The organism is Litoribrevibacter albus (assembly GCF_030159995.1).
Lineage (GTDB): Bacteria > Pseudomonadota > Gammaproteobacteria > Pseudomonadales > Litoribrevibacteraceae > Litoribrevibacter > Litoribrevibacter albus.
Genome location: NZ_BSNM01000003.1, coordinates 87,753 through 102,828 on the forward strand (window position 1 = coordinate 87,753; position 15,076 = coordinate 102,828).

Below are 15,076 nucleotides of genomic sequence, written 5' to 3' on the forward strand. Positions count from 1 at the left end.
TATATGCATGAACTTTGACTACCAAATGAACCCGCAGAAGATCGAGTCGGAAAGCTTTCGACAGATCCGAGAACTCACAACACTCGATCACTTCAGCAAAGATCAACAGCAAGTGGTGATGCGTATCGTCCACAGTTTGGGCTTGCCGCATTTGGCTGAACAGGTTCGTTTTAGTGAAAACGCCTGCGAAGCTGGGCGAGAAGCGTTAGCCAATGATTGCCCGATTCTGTGTGATGTGGAAATGGTCAAACAGGGCATTACCAAGCGAATGATTACCAAAGCACCCTTGTGCTTTTTGAATGACCCAAGCGTTGCCGAGATCGCGAAATCTAACGGCGAAACACGTACTATGGCGGCCTTGGAATTGTGGCGAGATCAGCTAAAAGACAGTGTGGTGATCATCGGCAATGCGCCAACGGCGCTATTTCGATTGCTTGAAATGATCGATCAGGGTGCCGACAAACCGGCGTTAATTATCGGTATGCCGGTGGGCTTTGTGGGCGCAGCGGAATCCAAACAAGCGCTGTGGGATCATCATCAACAATTGGGCATTGAATGCATTACTTTGCTCGGGCGTGAAGGCGGCAGTGCTGTGTCGTCCGCCACCTGTAATGCGCTGCTGCGTTGTAACCGAGGTGAGTATTACTGATGGACTCACCTATTCGCCAATTGGATATCGTCGGACTTGGTATTTCTCAAACTCCAGTCTTTACCGAAGAAACACAGCGATGCATTGCCGCTGCGGATTACGTCATTGGCTCGGCACGTCAATTGGCCTTGTTATCTGTTGAAGAGAAGCCGCAACAGCAGCAATGGATAGAATTACCAAAATTGTCTGAGTTGAAGGCTCTGATTGACGAGTTGGCGAGCGATAAAAGTGTGGTGGTATTAGCCTCTGGTGACCCCTTGTTTTATGGCATCGGCAGATGGTTTAAGCAGCATTTTGCTGAAGCCTTTGAACAAGGGCGATTGCGCTTTCATCCGGCGGTGTCGAGCATTCAGGCAGCGTGTCATCGCTTGGGATTATCCTTGCAAGATACCGATGTGCTGAGTTTGCATGGTCGGCCATTGGCGAAATTACGAACTCAACTCAAAGCTAATCGCACACTAGCGATTCTTACGGATGAACAAAGCAACCCTGTAGCGTTAGCGCAAGAGTGCATCAACGCAGGGTTTGGCGACTCCCGAATTACCGTGTGTGAACGACTTGGGTATGACGATGAACAATGCCGATCCTTCTCTGCAAAAGAACTGGTTGATGGCAGGGTTGGTAACAAAGGTGAATTTGATCCGCTGCATGTGACCATTATTGAAGTTAAAGGTTTAGGTGGTGTGTTGCCAAGCTTCCCAGGGTTTGCCGATGCCTTGTTTGAAACCGGTGCTGAACCTGGCAAGGGGATGATCAGTAAACGCGAAGTGCGCTTATGCATCCTTTCCTATTTAGAACCGAATAACGACGATGTGATTTGGGATATTGGCGCGGGTTGCGGCGGCGTGGCTGTGGAGTTGGCCTATTGGAATGAAAAGGCCAAAGTGTATGCCATTGAGCACCATTCCGAGCGATTAAAATACCTCGCTATTAACCGGGAGCGCTTCGGTGTGGTGTCGAACATGAACATCGTTGAAGGCCGCGCTCCGGCTTGTTTAACAGATTTACCTAAGCCAACCAAAGTGTTTATTGGCGGTAGCGATGGTGCTTTGCCAGAGCTACTCGCTCAGTGCTGGGAGCTACTTCCTGTGGGGGGGATTTTGGTAGCGAGCGCGGTGATTCAATCCACCAAAGATCAACTAAACGACTTTGCTGAATTGCTTGCGAGTTCCAATGATTCAGGTCTCTCAACACACGCGGTGATTGAAAGCACCGAAGTGGCTGTAAAGCGGGGGCAGATGGTTGCTGGTGAGCTAGTGGATGGAAAGTTGGTGGATGGTAAGCTGGTGTATCAATCTAAATATCCGGTTACCGTTTTTCAATATAAAAAGTTTCAATTTAAGAAGGCAGCGAAGTGATGACTCAGTTTATTGGTGTGGGCGTAGGGCCGGGTGATCCGGAGTTAATTACCCTAAAGGCTGCTCGATTAATCAAGCAAGCTGATGTTATCAGTTATTTACAAGGCGAAAGCGGTGAAGCGCAAGCTCGTAAAATCGCGGCCGAGGTGATGGCTGAAAGAACTTCTGTTGCTGAAGAAATTGCTGTCCCTATGCCGATGTCGGAAGATCGCAGTCTTGCCAATCAAGCCTACGATCAAGCGGCGAAGTCCATTGAAACTGCAATCGCAGAAGGTAAAAGCGTGGTGTTTCTATGTGAAGGCGATCCGCTGTTTTTTGGTTCGTTTGCCTATTTGTTAGAACGCTTGGAAGGTAAGGTAGCTTGCCAAGTGGTGCCGGGAATTTCTTCTGTTCATGCCGCAGCCTCCGAGCTGCAGATGCCATTAACCATGTTGAAGGAATCCTTCGCAGTGATCAGTGGCCGACATTCCGATCAACAATTGATGGACGTTCTGCAGCAACACGACTCTGTGGTGATCATGAAAGCCGGACGCTCCCGTCAGCGTATCCTCAATGCGTTAACGGAAACAGGTCGAATGCAAGACGCCCGGTATTTGGAGTACATCTCTCGCTTTAATCAAAAGATTGTTGAGGATGTCAGCTCTTTAGCGGGTGAAGCCGGGCCGTATTTTTCCTTGTTTGTGGTTGTTCCTGATAGAGATGCGGACAGAGACGTTAGCCGTGAAAGATAACTCATCTGTTAAAATCGTCGCGCTGACCGAAGCGGGCTTACGGTTGGCTGAGCAACTCAATGCAAAGCTAGAAAACAGTGATGTTTGGTACAAACCTAAGCCTTTTTCAGAGAAAGTGCAGTATGCCTTTCAGGCGGGTGAACCACTGATTATGATCTGTGCCACGGGTATTGTGGTTCGTACATTAGCGCCTGTGTTAGCAAGTAAACTGCAAGACCCGCCTGTGTTGGTGTTGGATGAATTAGGGCAGTTTGTGATCCCGCTGGTATCCGGTCATGAAGGGGGCGCGAATGAGTGGGGCCGACAAGTGGCTGAGTTATTGAACAGTCAATTGGTGATGACCACCGCCAACCCCTATTTAAAACCCAAGTATGCAGTGGGTATGGGATGTGAACGTAACTGCCCAAAAGAAGAATTAGAGTGTTTGTTAATGGACTGCTTAGCGCAAGCGAACTTAACGCTCGACCAGATTGGCTCCATCAACAGCATTGATATCAAAGCCGATGAAGTGGGTTTAATCGAACTGGCCGAGCATTTAGAGAAGCCATTCAACACCTTTGATGCGGCCGAGTTATCCACAGTGGAGCACTTGCTCAGCACAAAATCCGATTATGTATTCAAGACCGTCGGCGTCTATGGCGTTGCGGAATCGGCGGCGTTGGTTGGCGCGTCTCAACTCACGAACGCTTACAGTGAACTGATTTTAAATAAGCACAAAACGGCCAAAGCCACCTGTGCCATTGCGAGGGCGTATCCTAGTGACGCTCGACGCCAGTCTTAACGAAGAGAACCAAATGACCAAGTTGTATGTAGTAGGAACCGGCCCAGGCGATATTGATCTGGTTGCCCCAAAAGCCATGGCGGCCATCAAAGCCAGTAGTGATCTTGTGGCCTATGGCCTGTATTTGGAATTATTGGGCGAGGTGTGTGAGGGTAAAACTCACCACGATTTGCCATTAGGTGAAGAGATTGGCCGTGCACGTTTGGCACTCGATCTGGCGGCCAGCGGTAAAACCACGGCATTGATTTCCAGCGGTGACATTGGCATCTATGCGATGGCCACTTTGGTGTTCGAGTTGTTGGATCAACAACTGCAAGGCAAAGAGAATCACCCTGAATGGTTGGATGTGGACATCGAAGTTGTGCCAGGTATTTCTGCCATGCAAGCCGGTGCCAGCCGAGTAGGGGCCATGTTAGGCCATGATTTCTGCACCATTTCCTTGTCGGATCTATTAACCCCGTGGGAAACCATCGAGAAGCGTTTACATGCCTGTGGCGAAGGGGACTTTGTCGTTTCCTTCTACAACCCGCGTTCTAAAAAGCGCGATTGGCAGATCAACACCGCCCGCGACATTCTATTGCAATACCGCCCAGGCTCGACGCCTGTGTTGTTAGGCCGTCAACTTACCCGCAGCGATGAAAGTATTACCTTAACCACGCTGGATCAACTCGATGCGAAAGACGTGGACATGTTCACCCTGGTTTCTGTTGGCAACAGCGAATCTCGCCACATTGTGAATGGCAACAAAGAGTGGATTTACACTCCGCGTGGTTACAAGAAGAAACTGGTGTAAGGCTGCAAAAAAGGAATCAAACATGACCGTTTATTTTATTGGCGCAGGCCCAGGTGACCCGGAACTGATTACTGTCAAAGCACAGCGTTTAATCAACGAGTGCCCGGTGATTTTATACGCAGGCTCGTTGGTACCACGTGCAGTGTTTAAAGACGTAGAGCACACTGCAGAGCAGATCATCGACACCGCCTCGTTGGACTTGGATCAAATCATCGAACACATCGAGCAGGCTCATAAAGAAGGCAAAGACGTTGCCCGTGTTCACTCCGGTGATCCATCGCTTTACGGTGCTATTGGTGAACAAATCCGCCGACTAGACGCACTCGATATCGACTTTGAAATCATCCCTGGTGTTACTGCGACCTCGGCGTCTGCAGCTTGGTTAGGCAAAGAACTGACCCTTTCTGGCGTATCACAAACCATCATCCTGACTCGATACGAAGGCAAGACCCCATTCCCGGAACGCGAGCGTTTACCGGCACTCGCAGCCAGCGGTGCGACATTAGCAATTCACCTCGGTGTGACCCGTATTCATAAAATTGTGGAAGAACTGATTCCGCACTATGGCGAAGATTGCCCTGTGGCCGTGTGCTATCGCACCAGCTGGCCGGATCAGGACAAAGTCACTGGTACGCTCAAAGACATCGTGGAAAAGGTGAGAGAGAAGAAATTCACCCGCACCTCATTGATCCTGGTCGGGCATGTACTTGGGACGGATGAATTTCGGGATTCCTACCTTTACGACGAAGACCAAGCCCACGTGTACAGGCCAAAGAGCAAGACGGCCAAGCCGAGGACGGTGGAGAGTAAGATGGCTCACCCGAGGGGGTAATATCTTTTTGTAATGAGTTATATTTGGTTTTTAACTTTCAGAGTTTAGTTATGCCGAATTTATCCAAAGAAGATAGACATTTTGCTCTCTTTCGGGAAAGTCTGGATCTAGACAATAAAATTGAGTGGACCAAGTCAGAGTCACCTGACTTCTTATTTCCATTAGATGGGAAACTTGTGGGTCTTGAACACTCGGAATTATTTTTAGAGCGGGATTATCCTCTTCAAGCTACTGAAAGCATTGAAGATGATATTTTGAAGTTCGCGCAAGTTTATGCCAATTCAAAGCAATATTTTAATACTCGTACAAAAGTGATCTTTGGAAATGTTAAAGGTCTGAGAGAAAAACAAAGAGAGTTATTAGCAAAGAAAATAGCAGATACGGTTCAATCCAAATGGCTATCTAGTCACAGAGAAGAATATAAGCAACTTAGATTTAACATGCCTATAGAGGAAGTGAAATCAATCTATACCACATTTATCCCACCAAATATTGGATGTCACTTTGTTGCTGCTCGCGCGGGATGGGTTAAACCTACTGCAACTGAGGAAGCATATAAGGCAATAGAGAGTAAGTCTAAGAAGCTTAAAAAATATAGAAAAAATTGTGATGAGGTTTGGTTATTGTTGGTAGCTGATGGCACTAATCCATCGTCTCTATTGGGCAAGACTGATGGGATTGAGCTCGTTAAATCATTACATGGTTTTGATAAAGTCTATTTTATGTTCTACATCACAAAATATGTACAAGAAATTAAAACTGTATATTGATCTTTAGTTCGAAAATGGAAGGAAGTAGTGTTGTAGGTACTGCTCAAATACTATAAGAATGGCATTACAGACCATGTCCATGTGCGTATACATTCTAGGCTTGGAGCCAAAATTAATCCTTCTACTGTAATCAAATATGTTGGGAATCTATGAATAAGTTATTTTCTCTAACCGTTCTTGTTTTGAGCGTATTATTGATACAGTCATGTGCTTCGGTCGCGACTGAAACGTCACTTCAAGAAACCAAAAGTAATACCTTATCTGGTCATTACATTTTTGGACACGAAGTTAATACGTTTCAACCATGTGGCGAGAAGCGAGTCGTTTGGGTTCAAGGTTCGGAAGATATATTGAGCTATCTGGAACAGGAGTATTTTAGGTTTTCTACTAAACCTTACGAAGAGGTATTTCTTGAGATTGAAGGCGATTATATAGCTCGAGCAAATGATGGTTTTGCAGCAGACTTTGAAGGCCAGATAAGTGTCAGGAAGGTGATTAAAGTAGCTAGTCTCTCTGATTCAGAATGCAGTGCTTTATAGGAAGTCGAGGCGTTTAAAAGTTGCTCTGACATGTATTTACACAGTGTTATGGTTTTGTGTAGAAAAGTAGGCGTATAGGTGAATTAATGAAAACTGTTAAAGTTAGTGAACTTAGTACCAAAGAGCAGTGGATAGAGTTCATTGATATAACGAAGGAACTGACATTAAAGGATTTGGATGGTGCTTTGGACATATATGGTGAGGACGAAGAGGTATACCTTGTTATCAATCTCTATCAGAATGAATCCAGTTCTATCGAGTATTTCTTTAAGCCTTTAATCGAACAAGAATCTCGTATGGCTTTGCTTTCCCTTTTAGAAGAAAATAATTTTTCTTTGTCTGCTTTACTTAATCTGATTTTAACATCGAGCTATATCGAGGAAGAGATGGGGCAGGTTCTTATTTTTGATCAGATTAAAATATTCAGAGAAAGGTTTTCAGATTTAAAGCGTTGACTCAACCTCCAACATCAAACAAGATAACCGAATGAATACACAACGTACGCAAACCACTGGTCGAATTATTATCATCATTCCATAGGAGTGGTGGGATTTGTGATGCGTCAATAATTTCTGAAACCCGCCCAAGAGGCGGGTTTTCTGTTTCTGCCTCTGGGTATTAATTTATGAGAATAGGACAGAGGTAGCATGAACAAAGTCGCCGTTTTTGGTAAGCCGGGTAGTGGCAAGTCCACATTAAGTAAACGTTTAGCGTCAGCAACTGGAATACAGTTACATGCGCTGGATTCCATTCTGTTCAATCCGGATGGGAGTCAGGTTGATAGGGAAACCTACGATCAGGCGCATGGATCAATATTGGAGTCAGATCGCTGGATCATCGACGGCTTGGGGCCAATAGGATCGTTTTACCAACGCTTAGAAGCGGCGGATACCTTGATCTATATCGACTTACCGTATCCCATCAGTTATTGGTTAGTCACTAAGCGAATGCTGAAAGGGCTGGTGGTGAAGCCGGAAGGTTGGCCAGATGGCAGCTCGGTGTTTAAAGGTTCATTGGAAAGTTATAAGTTTCTAAAACTTAGCCCTAAGTTTTGGAATGATGATTTTATGCAGCGGTTGGAACAGGCATCGGTGGGTAAATCATTGCATGTGATTCGGTCGGTGTCTGAGTTGAATCGGTTTGTGGATGAGCAGGCCTTTACCTCGAAATAATGACATTCAGGTTCTGTCTATTCGAGCCAGTGATTTCCCGCCGGACGAGGGTGTGCTTCCAACACAGAGTAAACAGCAGCAATACGGTAGCGGGATTATGTAACAGGCTATGTAACAGGCCAGCCATGCGCGGCTGGTCTTTAGTCTTACCTCTTTCTTAGCTTCACCACTTATCTTTTAGCCGAGCCACAAAGAAATCTACAGCCACTTTCACTTTCGGTACAACGTATTGTTGTTTTTGATACAGCAGAAAAATAGCCATGTCCGGGTTTTGGGTGATTCGCAGTGGTTGATTAAAATGCAATTCTTGCAGCTGACCATTTTCAAAGTAGGGTTCTACTGACCAGCGAGGAGCCATCATGATTCCCTTTCCTTCGGTGGTTAATTGCGCCAACCATTTTCCATGATTTGAGATCGCCACCGGGATGCCCGAGACATCACGCCACTCGCCATTGATCTCGCAGAGCCAGGGGGATGGCCCGGCTGGTGTTCTATAGAACAGCCCTAAGTGGTTTTTTAGCTCAAGCACATTGTTTGGCGTACCCATTTTCTCAAGGTAGTGGGGGGAGGCTACAGGAATGAATTCATTTTCCATCAGCCGAATCGCCTGCACTCGTTCATTCGGGGCATAGCCACCACGAATAGCAATATCGACTTCGTCCCGGCCGAGTTTGGTGATGGCATCGCTGAGGCTGACATCAAGAATGATGTCTGGATAGAGCTGTTTGAACTCGTCCAACAGTGGGAGTAATAACCGTTCACCAAATCCTGTCATGGCACTGATGCGAAGTTGTCCCATTGGTTTGGTCTGGTAGCTTCGAACAGCCTCATCGCTTTGTTCCAATTGATGAAGAATATCCTGCACTTGTTGGTAGTAGAGCTGTCCGATTTCAGTCAGTTGTACCGATCGTGTTGTGCGTTTGAGTAAGGTCGCTCCTAGGTCATCTTCCAGAGCTGCAACTCGACGTGAAAGTGAGGAGGGGGGAACTCCAAAGGTGTCTGCAGCTCGGGTGAAACTTCCTGTTTCGGCGACTTTGCTGAAATAACGCAATGCTCTCAGTTGATCCATAGGAACTCCATATGCCCGAGTGTTAGAGGATAGCTTGTTTTAAATTATTATTGTCTCTATGGCAATAAAGATCACCAGTTTGTACGGTTTAATAGGTTGAAAGTGGGAGTAATAATGCCGCAGCCTTATCAAAAAGATGAATAGCCTAGCGCAACTAAGAAGAGCGCATCGATTTTACCGAATGCAAACAAGAGGAATTGTCATGAGTACCTATACAAACATTAGCCTGGCGGCTCGTCCTAATCCGGGGCCAATTACTCCAGATTTATTCAAGGTGGAATACAAGAGCATTCCTCAGGCGGGGCCAGGGCAGGTGTTGGTTAAGCAGACTTATATGTCGCTTGATCCGGCCATGATTGGTTGGATGAGCCCTGACCAGGAAAGCTATGTTCCGCCGGTTGAGATTGGTGAAGTGATGCGTTCGGCGGGTATTGGTGAAATTGTTGAGAGTAATCACCCTGACTTTGCCGTGGGCGATCGTGTACGAGGCATGCTTGGTTGGAGAGAGTATCTCGTTAGTGGTGGCGAAGGACTGACCAAGTTGCCGACTAACCTGAATGAAGAAATGGCGTTAGCGGTATTCGCATTACCGGGTATGACGGCCACTCAAGGTTTGTATGGCTTTGGTGATCCGAAAAAGGGTGAAACCATTGTTGTCAGTGGCGCAGCCGGTTCCGTGGGATCAATTGTTGGACAGCTGGCTAAAGCCGATGGTTTGAATGTAATCGGTGTTGCTGGTGATGATGAGAAGTGTGACTGGATTCGTGATGAGTTAGGTTTTGACGCGGCCATCAATTATAAGACGGATGACATTCCAGCCCGTCTTCGTGAATACGCACCGAATGGGGTTGATATTTACTTTGAGAATACCGGTGGCGCCATTCAACAACCTGTTTTTGATCAGATGAATACGCATGGTCGAATCATTGTGTGTGGCATGATTGCGGATTACACCTCGGACACACCTTCAGCTGGCCCTAACTGGATTCCATTGATTAAAAAGCGTATTACGATTCGTGGATTTGCTATGCCGGATCATTTCCAGGATGTTCAAAAGCTAACTGAAAAACTCACTCCTTATGTGATCAACGGCAAAATCAGATATCGCACGCATGTGTTGGAGGGTTTGGAATCCGCTATTGATGGCCTGAATCTGTTCTTTACCGGTGGCAACCGCGGTAAGTTGATCGTCAAACTGTAAACATCATTAGGAATTGGACAGCTAAGAATTTGTCCGGTCTCTGGCTCGACGTAGTATTCACACAAGCAATGCCTAATCGATTAGGAATCCCTTGCCTGTGTGAATCTACGCGTCGGGGTTGTTAGCCTCTCTCATTACACACATTCGTCAGTACTTAGCTCACACACCCAGCCATGCGGTCAGTCTGGATCGCTCGCGAACGACACCATCCTGATTAAAGTGGTGAATACAAAAGTGAGCCCACGAGTCGCTGTAGGACATTTCGATGTCACCTGTAACGGTGGTATTTCCTTGACCTATTTCTGCATAGGTAAACTCAAAACTGCCACTGGGGCGTGCCAAGGCAATATGGAAAGGTTCGCCGTTAAACTCGTTGATGATCGGTCTGCCACTACTTTGCAATACGCCTGGAATTGCAACGGTTGCGGTTCGTCGTTCTAACTCGGCTTCAAGCGCAATAGGCAGGAATAGGGTGTCACAACATTCCGAACAGGTGGACGCAAAGACCGAAAACATATTGCTCATTGGTTCTCCGGCTTCACCTGAGATAATTGATTCAATACCTCGGCGTTGAGCTTCATCTGCTCGTTCGTCGATAACCAATACCCGTTTACCTTCGCCGTATTTAATTTCACCGGGCCATTTATAAATTGCGGCCCAGTTCAAGCCCGCCAAAGGAGTGTCGTTAAAGTGGCCTTCAATTAAATGCCCAACAAAGGCAGTCTGACAATAGCCATGAGTGCTAGGTAAGTTGAATTGGCAACCACAATTTACATCACAGTTGCAGTTATCGTAGGTTTCGCTTTTAAACAGCCATTGATCACTCATTTTTCATCCTCCTTATCGTAACGCTGTATACGATTCGGATGCAGAAGTTGGTCGCTTGGGAGCATTGAGGATCTAAACTTCGGGGGCCTAAACTTCCACTGAAAACAGCCAAAAGCACTGGCCTGCTATCACCATTAGAAGATCTAAGAGAGGTGAGTCGGTACAGCATTGACTCGTTTATTACGGTACGGGGCTATACGTTCGGCCGGTAATAATTAGGATAGCTTATAACGGAGGAGTCGGTGTGAATTGAGGGGATATTTAGCGATTTATGTGGTGAACGGTAGTCTACTTTAAGTTGATGAAGTTTAAGGATTATTTTTCAACGGTTCTCGGACTGGAAGTGAATTTAAAGGAAAGAATTATTTGGTCCGGGGGAGCGCATTATTATGCGGATAAATGTCAGACATATTCTTAACACGTCAAACAGATACATAGCACATCAAACATATATAGCACGTCAAACATAGAAAGCGGCCACTTGGGCCGCTTTTGGATTTCACTTTTTGTTAGGTATTTTCAGCTTAGTCAGTTACCAAATTTCCTTATTCATGGTTTTGACCATCTTGGAGAAGGAGCGCTGGTGTTTGCGTTCTGCGTGGCTTCCTAAATCCCGGCGTTTGATGTGTTCGTCTTCTTTCAATAGCTTTTGATAGTTATTGAAGTCTGACGGATCTATTGTGCCATTCTCAAGCGCTTCTCGAACTTTACAGCCTGGTTCTTGCTCATGATGACAATCACTAAATCGACAGTCTTGAGCGAGTGAGTGAATGTCAGCAAAGGTTTCTTCGATGCCTTGCTGGCTGTTGAAGAGCTGTAGCTCTCGCATTCCAGGGGTATCGATCACCGCCACTTTACCGTGGGCTTTTTCATCTGCACTGTCGATGAAAAATAGTTGTCGTGCAGTGGTGGTGTGTTTTCCTTTGTCGTCATCTTCACGGATGCCAGCTACCTCTTGTTGCGTGCCAGCGAGGGCGTTCAATAAGCTGGATTTTCCCACTCCGGATGAACCCACCAAGGCGATACTGGTACCGGAGTTGAGATACGTTTTTAGGGTATCCAGCCCAGTGCCTTCCAAGGTGCTGATGGCATGAATCAGATGGCAATTCAGTTTTTTTAGTTGAGCCAGGTATTCTTCTAACTCCGCTTCCGAACATAAATCGCTTTTGGTCAGAATCACTACGGGTTCAATGTTTGCCTCTAGCGCAAGCGCCAAATAACGCTGTAATCGCTTGAGGTTAAAGTCTTGGTTGGCGCTGGTGACAATCCATAAATAATCGAGATTTGCCGCGATTAGCTGAGGTTGATCAACTGAGAGCCTTTGCAATCGGCTTTTAGGTTCCACGACTAATTTGATTCGCCAATGTTCTTCCGCGCGCTCGGCCAGGACCCAATCGCCAACCGCAAGAAACAAGCTGGTTGGGCGAAATTCAGGCGGACACAGTAAGTCAGTGCTTATTAAATTAGAGCTTCCTAATTCACCAATGGCTTCGATTCGGTCCCGATGAATTGCAGTAATACGAAACACAGCATAAGGTTGATTCGTAGGTTCTTCGTCACTGTGCAGAGCGGTTAGTTCGTCAAAGGAAAGCTGTGCACTCAGTTGTTGCATGAAATAGTTAGTCCAACCGATGGACTGTAAATGTGAAAAATTCAATGTCATTGCTCCGGCAAAATCATATGCACGCCGGACGGACAACCTGAGGACTCAGGACATATCAGAAAAGATCAGGATAAGTATGAAAGGATGTTAAATCCTAAACATTCGCCGCCGGCAATAAAACCAGTTCAACGTTTGAAACAATCATAAAGAAACTCCTTTCCGGTTCTCTTGGCAGAGTTCGGATTTACACAAAATTAACCCCTTATTGGGCAACGCAATAATGAGTTAAGTTCAATGGTTAATCAATGAAATTATTCGGTATCGACGAGTTTAGATTATTGTCTTTATCGCAAATTCACTCACTGATGATGTTTGGAGTCGTCGCTTGCGGTAGTGGATCTTGATGGTTTACTGAGTAACGGCATTACTCGCACAGAACGAAGTTTTGCTGATTTAGACTGCGCATATTTTGTAAACGCAGGTGGGGTAAGATGCTTGGTTAACATTTAAATACTTAAATGTTTGGTTGTGTTATGGTGCGGGCTTTAAACATGGTGATTGTTACGATCTCTATCAAAATGTCACTGCAGATGATGAGTAGCCGAGAACGGGGCCGCGTTAAAACAATCGAATTCAAACCGGTAAAGTAGGAGAAGATTAACTATGGACGATGTAACCATTACCCTGATCAATCTGGATCAAACATTAATTCTTAGCAAACGTGATTTCAGTATTGCTGAGAAGGATGAAGATGGTATCGAGCTGCTTTACAAAGGTGAGACTCGTTGCCAGCCATATGTATTTTTCAAGCCGTTACTTAACAGAGGTGATCGATCACAATACGATTATGAAATGCTGCTGTTTGAATGCTACGAAGACTTTGCTGACGTACTTGAACAACACGTTGAAGAGCATTCTGATCATTTTGTAGTTCGTAGTCGTTTTGTACTCCGACAAGATGAAACCGAAGCTTTATCCGGGTTGGAGTTTTCATATCCTGAAGAGGAAGGTGTTTATCAATACCACATTCAAAACTCGATCGTGCCGGTGGACAACTCAACAATCTCAACAAATCCTTTAAATATTGAAGTTGAAGGCAGTTTAACAGCTGAAAGAGTAGAAGTGCCGTTGGTAGGGTCGTATTTGTGTCCGACTGATTAATGTGAACTTATTGAAGTAGTTAGATAGGGCCGCTTACTTTTATCTATTCAGATGCGTGAGAGTGCTCTTTACTGTTCTTCCAAATAATTTACCCTTCAGCCGAATGATGGATAATAGGCAGCATTCTGTAGTGATCTGACCTAATAAGAGAATTCCTATGCCTAACTGCCCAAAATGCGATTCAGAATATCCTTATGAAGATGGCCCTAGTTACATTTGTCCGGAATGTGTTTTTGAGTGGCCGATTAACCAAGAGGAAGAAGATTGTCTGATCGTGAAAGATTCCGTAGGCAACATTTTGAGTGATGGAGACAGTGTTACTGTGATCAAAGATCTCAAGGTTAAGGGGTCTTCGTCAGTGGTTAAAGTGGGTACTAAGATTAAAAATATACGACTGGTTGATAGCCCTGATAATCACAACATTGATTGTAAAGTTGAGGGTGTGGGCGCAATCAAGATTACGCCTAAATATGTGAAGAAAGCCTAATATACTTGTTTGATGTTCTTATTCATCGCTTAATAATTAAGAGTGTATTAGAACGGTAGTAAACATTCGTGGAAGATAGCAACGCTTATACAACAATCTCCGCTTGGGCACTGGCGGTAAGCTGGACTCTCAAAGCTGAAGGTGTTTCAGCTGAGTCGGTGTTCGAAGAAGCCGGGTTGGATTTGGCAGAGCAGCAGAAGAATCCTGCTGGGCGGATTCCCGTTCAGAATATGACCCGTCTTTGGAATGCTTCAGTTAAAGCAACAGGAAACCCTGCGTTTGGTTTGAAGGTTTCTGAGCATGTTCATGCTATGCATTTTAAAGCGCTGGGAATGTTAACCGTCACCAGCGAAAGTGTGGCAAAGGCGTTCGAGAAAATCATTTCCTATTACTCTCTCGTGAGTGATTCCGTCATTATTGATCTGCAATACCAGCCTGACGTTATTGGCTTCAGTATCAATGAGAATGAAGGGGTGGAGATTAGTCTCTCTGCGATAGATGCGTTCTTTTCTGTGATTTTGAAATACTGTCAGAACATGATGGGCAATGTGAAAGTTGTCAGGGCAGTGGATATGAAACGGCCTACCCCAGACTCGTTTCAGCCTTGGCAAGAGTTTTATGGTTGCCCCATTAGGTTCAATCAAGTAAGCAATGTGTTGTGGTTAGAGCGAGCTTTACTAGAGCAGCCTTCCATTCATTATGACGAAAAAATGGCCTTGGCTAATGAACATGCGGTGCAGGATTATTTAAGGTCGATGAACGCACATACCTGGGTTCATAAATGCAAACTGAACATTCAGTTTGCCTCTGATAATGAGCCCCCAACGTTGGCGTCCCTGGCTAAGAAGTTCAAGCTGTCTGAACGCACTTTAGCGCGAAAACTGAAAGAAGAGGGCGCGAGTTTTAGTCAGGTGTTGCAAGAGAAAAAGCAGGAAGTGGCTTGTTATTATCTTACCCAAACCACTGAGAGCATTGTTAACATTGCGCTGAATCTGGGCTTTAACGATACCAGCAACTTTAACCGTGCTTTCCAGCGCTGGTTCCAAATGACCCCTTCCGAATATCGTCAAACACATCGTTCCCCAGAGGATTAATTCTGTTA

Annotated in this window: 17 protein-coding genes; 14 read left to right on the forward strand and 3 right to left on the reverse strand. The window is 45.6% G+C overall.

The features are described from left to right. Window positions 1-7: 7 nt before the first annotated feature. From QQL66_RS02130 to QQL66_RS02175, 10 genes are all read left to right on the forward strand, one after another. Window positions 8-649: a precorrin-8X methylmutase gene (locus tag QQL66_RS02130; RefSeq protein WP_284378216.1), complete on the forward strand. Its 642-nt coding sequence runs from the start codon at window positions 8-10 to the stop codon at window positions 647-649. Beyond that, a complete protein-coding gene (cbiE, locus tag QQL66_RS02135) occupies window positions 649-2,007 on the forward strand; it encodes a precorrin-6y C5,15-methyltransferase (decarboxylating) subunit CbiE (protein ID WP_284378218.1) in 1,359 nt (452 codons plus the stop codon). Before QQL66_RS02130 ends, cbiE begins: the two co-directional genes overlap by 1 nt. Beyond that, window positions 2,007-2,738, forward strand: coding sequence for a precorrin-2 C(20)-methyltransferase (cobI, locus tag QQL66_RS02140; RefSeq protein WP_284378224.1), 732 nt, complete (start codon window positions 2,007-2,009; stop codon window positions 2,736-2,738). Before cbiE ends, cobI begins: the two co-directional genes overlap by 1 nt. Then, a complete protein-coding gene (locus QQL66_RS02145) occupies window positions 2,728-3,519 on the forward strand; it encodes a cobalt-precorrin 5A hydrolase (protein WP_284378226.1) in 792 nt (263 codons plus the stop codon). Before cobI ends, QQL66_RS02145 begins: the two co-directional genes overlap by 11 nt. Window positions 3,520-3,532: 13 nt before the next feature. Next, the gene (cobJ, locus tag QQL66_RS02150; RefSeq protein ID WP_284378228.1) at window positions 3,533-4,312 is read left to right on the forward strand and encodes a precorrin-3B C(17)-methyltransferase; all 780 of its coding nucleotides are present in this window, start codon (window positions 3,533-3,535) and stop codon (window positions 4,310-4,312) included. 22 nt (window positions 4,313-4,334) lie between these two features. After that, complete coding sequence (gene cobM / locus QQL66_RS02155) at window positions 4,335-5,144, forward strand: precorrin-4 C(11)-methyltransferase (RefSeq protein WP_284378229.1); 810 nt, start codon at window positions 4,335-4,337, stop codon at window positions 5,142-5,144. A gap of 50 nt (window positions 5,145-5,194) precedes the next feature. Next, window positions 5,195-5,914 carry a hypothetical protein gene (locus tag QQL66_RS02160; RefSeq protein WP_284378230.1) on the forward strand — a complete coding sequence of 240 codons (720 nt, stop codon included), beginning with the start codon at window positions 5,195-5,197 and terminating at the stop codon, window positions 5,912-5,914. A 149-nt stretch (window positions 5,915-6,063) separates the two neighbouring features. Continuing rightward, complete coding sequence (locus QQL66_RS02165; RefSeq protein ID WP_284378232.1) at window positions 6,064-6,453, forward strand: hypothetical protein; 390 nt, start codon at window positions 6,064-6,066, stop codon at window positions 6,451-6,453. An 86-nt stretch (window positions 6,454-6,539) separates the two neighbouring features. Further along, a complete protein-coding gene (locus QQL66_RS02170; RefSeq protein ID WP_284378234.1) occupies window positions 6,540-6,908 on the forward strand; it encodes a hypothetical protein in 369 nt (122 codons plus the stop codon). A 192-nt stretch (window positions 6,909-7,100) separates the two neighbouring features. Beyond that, window positions 7,101-7,625, forward strand: coding sequence for a P-loop NTPase family protein (locus QQL66_RS02175; RefSeq protein ID WP_284378240.1), 525 nt, complete (start codon window positions 7,101-7,103; stop codon window positions 7,623-7,625). A 163-nt stretch (window positions 7,626-7,788) separates the two neighbouring features. On the opposite strand, the gene QQL66_RS02180 is transcribed toward QQL66_RS02175, so the two are convergent. Then, the gene (locus QQL66_RS02180) at window positions 7,789-8,694 is read right to left on the reverse strand and encodes a LysR family transcriptional regulator (protein WP_284378243.1); all 906 of its coding nucleotides are present in this window, start codon (window positions 8,692-8,694) and stop codon (window positions 7,789-7,791) included. A gap of 202 nt (window positions 8,695-8,896) precedes the next feature. Here QQL66_RS02180 and QQL66_RS02185 point away from each other — a divergent pair, with 202 nt between their 5' ends. After that, a complete protein-coding gene (locus QQL66_RS02185; RefSeq protein WP_284378245.1) occupies window positions 8,897-9,895 on the forward strand; it encodes an NADP-dependent oxidoreductase in 999 nt (332 codons plus the stop codon). Between the two features lie 159 nt (window positions 9,896-10,054). On the opposite strand, the gene QQL66_RS02190 is transcribed toward QQL66_RS02185, so the two are convergent. Next, entirely contained in the window at window positions 10,055-10,723 is a 669-nt protein-coding gene (locus QQL66_RS02190) for a DUF1326 domain-containing protein (protein WP_284378247.1), read from the reverse strand. 532 nt (window positions 10,724-11,255) lie between these two features. Beyond that, window positions 11,256-12,335, reverse strand: coding sequence for a ribosome small subunit-dependent GTPase A (gene rsgA / locus QQL66_RS02195; protein WP_284378250.1), 1,080 nt, complete (start codon window positions 12,333-12,335; stop codon window positions 11,256-11,258). A 654-nt stretch (window positions 12,336-12,989) separates the two neighbouring features. Here rsgA and QQL66_RS02200 point away from each other — a divergent pair. The 3 genes from QQL66_RS02200 (at window position 12,990) to QQL66_RS02210 (ending at window position 15,068) form a co-directional block, all read left to right on the forward strand. After that, a complete protein-coding gene (locus QQL66_RS02200; protein WP_284378253.1) occupies window positions 12,990-13,487 on the forward strand; it encodes a hypothetical protein in 498 nt (165 codons plus the stop codon). A gap of 157 nt (window positions 13,488-13,644) precedes the next feature. Further along, window positions 13,645-13,974: a zinc ribbon domain-containing protein YjdM gene (locus tag QQL66_RS02205; protein ID WP_284378255.1), complete on the forward strand. Its 330-nt coding sequence runs from the start codon at window positions 13,645-13,647 to the stop codon at window positions 13,972-13,974. 68 nt (window positions 13,975-14,042) lie between these two features. Next, window positions 14,043-15,068: an AraC family transcriptional regulator gene (locus QQL66_RS02210; protein WP_284378258.1), complete on the forward strand. Its 1,026-nt coding sequence runs from the start codon at window positions 14,043-14,045 to the stop codon at window positions 15,066-15,068. Window positions 15,069-15,076: the final 8 nt, after the last annotated feature.